Below are 527 nucleotides of genomic sequence, written 5' to 3' on the forward strand. Positions count from 1 at the left end.
ATGCCGCGGCGCTCGAGTGGGCGCGCAAGGCAGCGGAGCCGGTACCAGCTGATGTCGGGATGCAGGCGCATCTCGCCAACGCTCACATGCAGATCGGCGATCTCGACGCGGCGCGGGCGGTGGCGACCCAAGGGCTGGTCCTTAACCCGAGAGCAGCGCAGCTCCTGCGGCTTCTCAGCATTGTCGAGCAGCGCGGCGGCAATGATGCCGCGGCGCTCGAGTGGGCGCACAAGGCAGCGGAAGCGGCGCCGGATGACGCCGGGATGCAGGCGCATCTCGCCAATGCTCACATGCAGATCGGCGATCTCGACGCGGCGCGGGCGGTGGCGACCCAAGGGCTGGCCCTTAACCCGAGAGCAGCGCAGCTCCTGCGGCTTCTCAGCATCGTCGAGCAGCGCGGCGGCAATGATGCCGCGGCGCTCGAGTGGGCGCGCAAGGCAGCGGAGGCGGCACCAGCGGATGCCGGGATTGGGGCGCACCTGGCCAATCTTTACCTGCAACGCGGGGACCTCGTGGCCGCGCGGGCG

General features: G+C 70.4%; 1 protein-coding gene. It reads left to right on the forward strand.

Features of this window, described 5'->3' with window-relative positions:
* Positions 1–527, forward strand: a 527-nt coding sequence (locus tag D9599_RS30900) for a tetratricopeptide repeat protein (protein ID WP_198385161.1), incomplete at both ends; no start/stop codon positions are given.

The organism is Roseomonas sp. KE2513, assembly GCF_016107305.1.
Lineage (GTDB): Bacteria > Pseudomonadota > Alphaproteobacteria > Acetobacterales > Acetobacteraceae > Roseomonas.